Origin of the sequence: Pontiella sp. (assembly GCF_041622395.1) — a bacterium.
Taxonomy (GTDB): Bacteria; Verrucomicrobiota; Kiritimatiellia; order Kiritimatiellales; family Pontiellaceae; genus Pontiella.
This window is the reverse complement of the sequence record NZ_JBFJYW010000185.1, coordinates 1-7955: the sequence shown is the minus strand read 5'-3', so window position 1 is coordinate 7955 and position 7955 is coordinate 1. Positions and strand designations below refer to the sequence as shown.

The following is a 7955-nucleotide window of genomic DNA, read 5'->3' as shown; positions in this document are numbered from 1 at the left end:
GCTTTGCCCAGATAGACCACTTCGGTCAGGCCGGACGAGAAGCCGGCGAGCCAGGCGAGTCGGCCGTTCTCGACATCCTGCGGCAACGAGAAGACGCTGTGGCCGATCATGATGAGGTGGGCGCCGTCGGCGGAATCGAGCACCTCGATATAGATCTTGGTCCGTGCGTTCAGATAGTCGTTGGCGGCGCGGCGCGGAAAGAGCGCGTTGCCGTAGATGGGCCAGGCCAGCTTCATGGTCTTGAGCGCAAGCTCGTTGTTCGGTTCGGTGGCATAGCCGTCGACGTCGCTGGGTTCGAGCAGAATGCTCTTGTGCGAGAATTTCGGCAGCAGCAGGGCGGTTTGGTCGCCGCCTACCGGGAAGGTGCCCGGTTCGATGCCCGCGGCCAGCTGCAGGAAGTTGTATGCGGTGAGGTCGCACTGTCCGGAGAAGGATTGCCCTTCCCGCGCCGAGACGGTCAGGCCGTCCTTGACGGTGGTCGTCGACTGGGCGGAGGAGGGGCTGAACAGGTTGACCATCACGAACGGGTTGCCGCCATAGACGGCGCGGTCGAGCGCGAGCGACTCCGAGCGGGTTTTCGAGTAATCGGCGTTTTGGGCCTGGAGGTAGATCCAGGGGCGGGTTGCGCCGCCGCTGAAATGGTTCGGCTCGATGTAGACATTGAGCTGTTCCACGACATTGAGCGCCAGGACCACCACCAGCGTGATCAGCACGATGACCGTGCAGAGCACCATGTCCGAAAAGGACTCGAAGACGCCCTCGGAATCCGCCGGCGATTCATAATGATGGGTTGCACGCATCAGGCCACCTTCTCTTTGGCGATCGCTTGCTTGGCGGATTTGTGGCTGATGAACTGCTGGATCGATGCGGCCGCGAGCGACAGATGCCCGGCCAGCGACGAGGCTTCGGCCTCGAGGCGGGCTTCGGCCACGGTGCTCATTTCCCCGGTGGCCAGGCCAATGGCCGAGCGCAGCTCGCCGATCGCTTCGTTGAGCTCGATGCAGGTGCCGTCTACGGACAGCTTGAACTCGGCCAGCGATTCGCCGACGGTGTCGCCCGCCAGCTGGACCGAGCCGTTGAGGTTGTTGAACGAATTCGAGACCTCGACGCCGCAGGTGCCGAGCCGTTCGTTGATGCCGTCGAAGGCGCCCTTCAGCCCTTCGCCGGATTGGGCGATGGTCGAGTTGACGCCGCCGAAGGCTTCCCGGAGCTCCGTGCCCGCCGTTTCGACCGAGCCGTTGAAGAGGCCGATGGAGCGGCCGATTTCGGTGTTGAATGATTCCATCTGCCCGGTCATGCCGTCGATGCTTTCCTTGGTGGCCGCGAGGGCGTGGTTGCCCGCTTCGGCGAGCGCGTTGCCGAAGCCTTGCAGGGTGGTTTCGAACGATTGCGAGAGGCTGGCGGTGACCGCTTCGATCTCCCGCTGCATCGCGCCGAACGCCGCAACGATTTGGGAAACCTGCCGGTTGATTTCGCTCTCCTTGTCGTTGAGCTTCGCCACGAGGTTGTTGTCGGCATACTCGGCCGCTTCCGCGCAGAGTTCGGAGAGGGCGTTAAGCTGCGAGACCGCGACGGCGCGCAGAACCAATCCGCCGAGCGCACCGAAAAAGGTGGTGTAGAACGCGGTCCCCATCCCGTCGAAGGTGACGCGCATGGCGTCCATCATCGAGGTTTTCGAAAGGCCGATGCTCTCCACCATGTCGCCGAGGCCGGCGATCGATATGATGAGGCCGACCACCGTGCCGAGCAGCCCCATGGAAATGATCAGGGCCGCCATGATCGAGACGACGCGCACCCGCGAATTGTGCTTCGAGTGGTAGGTGTCGATCGCCGTGTGGACATTGACGGTTTCGCCTTTGTTTTTAAGGGCTTCCAGTTTTTGGAAAACCGCCGCGATCCCCTGTTTGCCGCCCGTTTCCGGAATGGCGCCGGTAAGGGTGATCTTGGCGAGGACGTCCCATTCCGCGTGCAGTTTCTTCGCCGCCAGGAAGGAGAGGACCAGGCCCGCCCCGAAAAACGTTGCGATGACGATGCTCATCCCGGTTTCATCCGCCTGGAATCCGGCGATGAGTTGCTTGCGGGTGATGAAGCCCATGACGAGTGATAGGCCACCCGCCCAGAGGCTCCACGATACGATCGGTTTGATCTTGGTTTTCATTCCTTTATTGCTCCCGTAGGTTGATAGATATCTTTGCAGTGCCGGGATTAAGAGCAGTTCGCATGCCATTGATGGGCGGAGTTGCCGGGCGAACGGAACCCGCCCGTGTTTCGTACGTATACGCGCAAAATCAGGGCGCCGCCACTGTCGAGGCGACGCTTCTGCTTTCCAAAACGGGTAAAAAAGGTAGAGTGCGCTCGCATTTGGGGAAATAGGTTATGGAAAAGAAGAGAAACAGCAGGCTCGTCGCCGCGGAAATCGTTTTTGAATGGATGGAGGACCAGAGTTTTCCGGACCGGAAGCTGGCCCAGTTGAAGGCCGACCATGCCTTTGTGCTCGAGGTGGTCAACGGGGTGGTGCGCAACCAGAACATCCTGCGCTGGCTGGAGCAGCAGTGGGTCTCCGCGCCGCCGCGCCTCTTCTTCAAGGCCGTCTTGCACGTCGGCCTCTACCAGTTGCTCTTCATGGACAACGTCGAGCAGTACGCCGCCATTAACGAAACGGTCAACGCCGCCAAGGACTATCCCGGCGGCACCGGGGCCGCCAAGATGATCAATGCCGTCCTGCGCCGCGCCCAGCGCGAAAAGGCGCAGATTCTCGAAGCGCTCGAAAAGCAGCCCGCCCACATCCGCTATTCCCATCCCGAATTCCTGATGGAGCGCTGGACCAAGCAATACGGCGAGGCCGATGCCGTTGCGCTGGCCCAGTGGAACAACGAGCCGCCGTCGACCATCCTGCGCGTCGAGCAAAACGCCGTCGATGCCGCCGAATTCGTCGACCGCCTGCGCGAAGCCGATATCGAGCCGCTGATGCATCCGTATTCCGACAAGGAAATCTTCCTGGTGCTGCCGCGCGGCGTCGCCGTCCGGAAGGTGCCCGGCTACGACGAGGGCTGGTTCACCGTGCAGGATCCCGCCACTTCCGTCTCGGTCGATCTGCTCGCGCCGCGCCCCGGCGAGGCCGTGCTCGACGCCTGCGCCGCCCCCGGCGGCAAGACCGCCATGATGGCCGGGCGCATGAAAGGGCAGGGCACGCTCGTGGCCATGGACATGCACGACGACCGGATCGCCGTGCTCAAGGAAAACCAGAAACGCCTCGATCTCGACTGGATCGAAATCGTCAAGGGCGATGCCCGCAAACCGGAAAAGACGTTCGGCGACCGCAAGTTCGACGCCATCCTGCTCGACGTGCCCTGCACCAACACCGGGGTGCTCAAGCGCCGCGCCGATGCCCGCTGGCGCATCGACCGGGAACGGATCGAAACCATTACCAAACTGCAAAACGAAATCCTCGATGCCTGCGCCGCCTTGCTGAAGGAAAAGGGCCGGATCGTCTATAGCACCTGCAGCCTCGAAGCCGAGGAAAACGAAGACCTCGTCGCGCGCTGGATTGCGAAAAACCCCGGCTTCCGCCTCGTCAAAACCGGCAAGGCCTTCCCGCCCGACTCCGGCACCGACGGCGCCTTCGCCGCCCTGCTGCGCCGAAAGTAATCCCGGCCCGCTCGGCCGCATTCCCGATCAACCGGCGGCGTTGCGCAAGCGACATTAATTCGTAGTACTTTTTGCTGCTTTTATTCCGGTTTTTTTGGTTGTCCAGCAAGTTTCATCTCTGTAAAAACGTTGCAAAATATTATTCATATTTAGCAGGGGGTTGTTATGACGGGGACGGGCAGGCGAACATCGTTTTTCATATATAGTGCATTTCTATTCGCGTTCGTTTTTTCAGCTTTTGGGGGGGTGGTTAATTCCATGCGCGACGGGGATACCGCCTGCTTTTTTATGAGCGAACCCTCGCGAATGGAGCGCTACGATCTGGTCAACCGGCAATGGTTGCCCACCATTTCGCTCTCTGTTACAAACGATACCCTGACTGCGGGATGGGTCGATGCCGATGGCATCTACGCCGCATACGGGATGTCCGCCTACCGCTACGATCTAGACGGAAACAACGAAATGCATCTGGCGGATTCGACGCAGAGCATTAGTCAGATTCTCGGCGATGGAAATCTCTTGTTTCTGAACCGTTCGGCGAGCCTCTATGCGCGCTTCACGAGTATCGACAAGGGCTCGAACTCGGTTGTTTCCACTTTCCAAAACTATATCGATGCCTTGGGCGGGGCTTCCATTGCACCGTCGCTGAATAAAATGTTCGGCCGCTCGTTGGGCGTAAGCCCTTCGGACATTACGTATGTCAACTACAACGACGACGGTACGTTTGGCAGCGGGGGCGACAGTTCGTATCACGGCGACTATCCGGGAGCGACCAAGACGTGGGTTTTTCCCGACGACGCCAAGGTGGTTGATAGTTCCGGTACGGTTTACAGTACTACGGGGCTCACCTATCTCAAGAGCTTCGGCAGCAGCATAACGGACCTCGCTTTCTACGGAGACGAGGTTCCCATCCTGTTGTATGGATCCACCCTGACCGCCTATACCGTCACCATCTTGCCGACCGGAAGCACCACGCTCGATCATTCGCCCAGCCGAATCTTTATCGAGGGCGACGACGTGCTGACCTTTACGGCCGATGTCGCGGAGTCCACGGGCTTGTATGTCCGGTCCGTGGCGCTTTCGGAACTGGACGCGCCGACGCCCGGAGAACCGATCGACCCGACAGACCTCCCCTATACGCCCGACAGTTCGTTCGTCGATAAAGACGGCATCCTCCACCTGTTCAGCAAAGCCAACCAAAGCCTTTTCCGGTGGGATTGCTGGGCCGGGCAATACACCAACACGATCCCGTTGATTGGCGTGCCGGACTATGCCGCGTATTCCGCAGAAAACCACACGGTTTATCTGGCCTATTCTTCCGGTCTGATCCGCGCAATTGACCTGCATGATGAAAGCTACTCGGAGGTGCCTTTCGCCAACCTGCCCGGCAAACCGTATGGACTGTCGACGGCAGGGCCATATCTGTTCGGCATCGATGCATCCGGTTCGTGGGATACCCATTACACCTATGCCCCGGATGGCTCCCTCGTTGATTCGGTGGATTGGAACTACTATTCGAAGGAATATATTTGGAGCGACGCCAATCAGAAAATGTATTTCTTCCGCGACGATACTTCGCCCAACGACCTGCTCTGGGAGCAGATCAACGCCGACGGCACCACCTATCCGTCGGAGCCCGCAGGCGGCATTGGTTCCAAGATAGATTCGCCGTTGCATACCAGCACGGGATTTTCCCATCCCATCCGCGTGGCGCCCGACGGCAGCATCGTGGTGCTAGGCTCGGGAATGATTCACGATGGAACGACGCTCGCCCGTCAAACGGTGGCGCTCACCAATAGTCTTTCCGACATCGCCTGGGCCGCCGGCGATATTTTCACGGTACGCACCGTAGACAGCTCTGCCCGGTTTCAAAAATGGAGCTATCCGGATTGCGTTGCCGAGTTCGAGAAAAGCGTGGAAGGAACGGCCCATCGCCTGCTCGCGCTGGAGCATGATGCCCTGATCGGTGTCACGATCAACGCATCCGGCATTCCCGAATTCCATCTGATGAATAGTGGGCTTGGCGATTTCGATCCCATGTTGGTCTATCCATACGACCCCGTGCTGGTCGAAGGTTACGAAGGCTATCCGCTCATGCCTTCCAATGTCGTCTTCACATTGTGCAACGTCGGCCCGTCAAATCTTCCATGGAAGGTTTTTTCCCCTGCCATGGATGTGTCGGCGCAAAACGGTTTGCTGACATTCGGCGAAACCGCAGCCGTTCACGTGGCCGCGAACCGGGAAGGGAGTAACCTATCCGTTGGGTCACATACGTTGCCCCTGTTTTTCCTGAATCAAAACACCAGCCGCTCGCAGATTCGTTTGGTCAATGCCAATGTCTTTCCGGTTCCGCCCGCGCCCGATGCGCCGACGCTCGCGCTTCCTTTGGCGGCGACCAACGGTATTGCCATTGCGTCCCAACTGGAATGGGCGCACACGAACGGCGGCGATGACGAGGGGCCTTGGGACACCGCTTCGCGCTTCGGCGTCTATCTCGGCACCGATCCCGCGAACCTGACGTTGGTGGCTTCGGGCCTCACCACCAACGTGTTCGATCCCGGACTGTTGGACGTGGATACGACCTACTATTGGCAGATCGTTGCCAGCAATGTCGTCGGCACAACGGCAAGTCCCATTCAACGTTTTACGACCTGGACCTCGGGGCCGTTCGATCATTTCGCGTGGAGCTCGATTGCAACCAACCAAAGGATTTCCGTCCCGTTCGGCGTCTCGCTCTCCGCCGTGGACGCCTATGGCTATGCGGTTGCCGATTTCTCGGGTGTCGTTGCGCTCGAGGGATACGAAAACCTCGGCATGGGCGCGGGGTCGTTGCTGGATGAAGAGGTGCATGTCAATACCGCGTCGAGTACGGTCGCCTCTCGCGGCCTGCGGTTCACCGTCAGCGACGACATGACCGTAACCCACCTTTCGCACTATTGGGGGACGAAGGTTTCGCTTTGGACCGATGCCGGCGAACTGTTGTCCTCGGTGGCCGTCACGAATGCGGCGGGTTCTTGGTCGCATACGGAACTACCCGAGCCCGTGCTGCTGGAAGCCGGCGAAACCTATCGGATTTCGAGCCACGGCACGGGCGTGGTCTACCGTCGGTCCGGCGGCGTTCCTTTCTCCTTCGCCAACGGAACCGTGATCTCCAGTTGCTATGGAAGCGATTTCCCTTCAAGCACCTACACGTCCTATATAGATATGGTCGACTTCCGCTATGCCGTTGGCCGCCCTGATCCGATCTCCCTTTCCCCGAACAAGATCGCGGATTTCGTGGATGGGGTCTGGACGGGAGAGGTCGTGGCCGGCGAACAGGTCGGCGAAGTTTTTCTGCGCGCCACCACCTCCGACGGCATCTACAGCGACAGCGGCGTCTTTACGGTCGATTATCTCGGCAGCCTTTCCTTGGAACTTCCAGCGGATCTGGATGAAGCCGGCGGTGTATTGGCGGGACGCGGGGTGCTTTCGGTTTCCTCTGAGCCGACCGCCGACCTCATCGTCGACCTGTCCGTGGATGGGGGCGGCGAACTTTCTGTTCCTGCGCAGGTCACGATTCCCGCCGGGCAAACCCGCGTGGTGTTCGATGTTGCCGCCATTGACGATCTGTTGCTGGATGGCACGGTCGTTTCGTTGGTTCGCGCCGTATCGTTCGGTTACCGCGATGCCACTGCCGAAGTCCGCGTGAACGACAGCGAGTCCGCAACGATGGTTCTTTCGCTGCCGCAGACCACCTTCGAAGGTGCCGGGTCGATCCGTGGCGCGCTGCAGCTCGACCGTGCTCCGGACTGCGACGTGGCGGTGGAACTGGTTTCCAATAACGAGGGTAAAATCGGCAGCATCGGTGTTGTTGTGCCTGCCGGGAAGACCTTCGTGGCCTTTTCTCTTCCGGTGCTCGATAATGATGCGATCGACGGCATCCAGACCGCGACCATCGAAGCCGTTGTTCGCAATTGGCCCACCGCAACGACCTCTGTCTTTGTTTTCGACAACGAAACCAACGGAATCGAACTTCAGTTGCCATCCTCTTCTTGGGAAGGCGATACGCTTACGAATTCCGGGATGGTCACCTTGTCGGGTACCGCGCCTGCGGACGTGAATGTGTTGCTGACCTGCTCCGATGCGACTGAAATGAGCGTGCCCGATTATTTGACAATCCCCGCGGGGCAAATCTCGGTTTCGTTCGAGATTGAATTTGTCGACGATGACGAGACCGATGGAACACAGTCGGTATCCATCCTTGCGGAAGCACCCGGCTATGTGCCTTCGATCGGCTACGTCGATGTACTAGACAACGAGCTATATGG

4 protein-coding genes are annotated in these 7955 nt (G+C 59.5%); 2 read left to right on the top strand and 2 right to left on the bottom strand.

Annotation, left to right across the window (positions count from 1 at the left end; genetic code table 11):
- A partial coding sequence (locus ABYO54_RS11155; protein WP_372808327.1) for a hypothetical protein occupies positions 1–800 on the bottom strand: 800 nt, incomplete at its 3' end.
- Positions 800–2158 (bottom strand): MotA/TolQ/ExbB proton channel family protein, encoded by a 1359-nt coding sequence (locus ABYO54_RS11150; protein WP_372808326.1) that lies wholly within the window; start codon positions 2156–2158, stop codon positions 800–802. The genes ABYO54_RS11155 and ABYO54_RS11150, both read right to left, overlap by 1 nt.
- Before the next feature lie 218 nt (positions 2159–2376).
- Between ABYO54_RS11150 and rsmB the strand changes: the two genes are divergently transcribed.
- Both rsmB and ABYO54_RS11140 read left to right on the top strand, forming a co-directional pair.
- Positions 2377–3648 carry a 16S rRNA (cytosine(967)-C(5))-methyltransferase RsmB gene (rsmB, locus tag ABYO54_RS11145; protein ID WP_372808325.1) on the top strand — a complete coding sequence of 424 codons (1272 nt, stop codon included), beginning with the start codon at positions 2377–2379 and terminating at the stop codon, positions 3646–3648.
- A gap of 288 nt (positions 3649–3936) precedes the next feature.
- Positions 3937–7955: DUF4082 domain-containing protein (locus ABYO54_RS11140; RefSeq protein ID WP_372808324.1), on the top strand; the 4019-nt coding region annotated here is incomplete at its 3' end.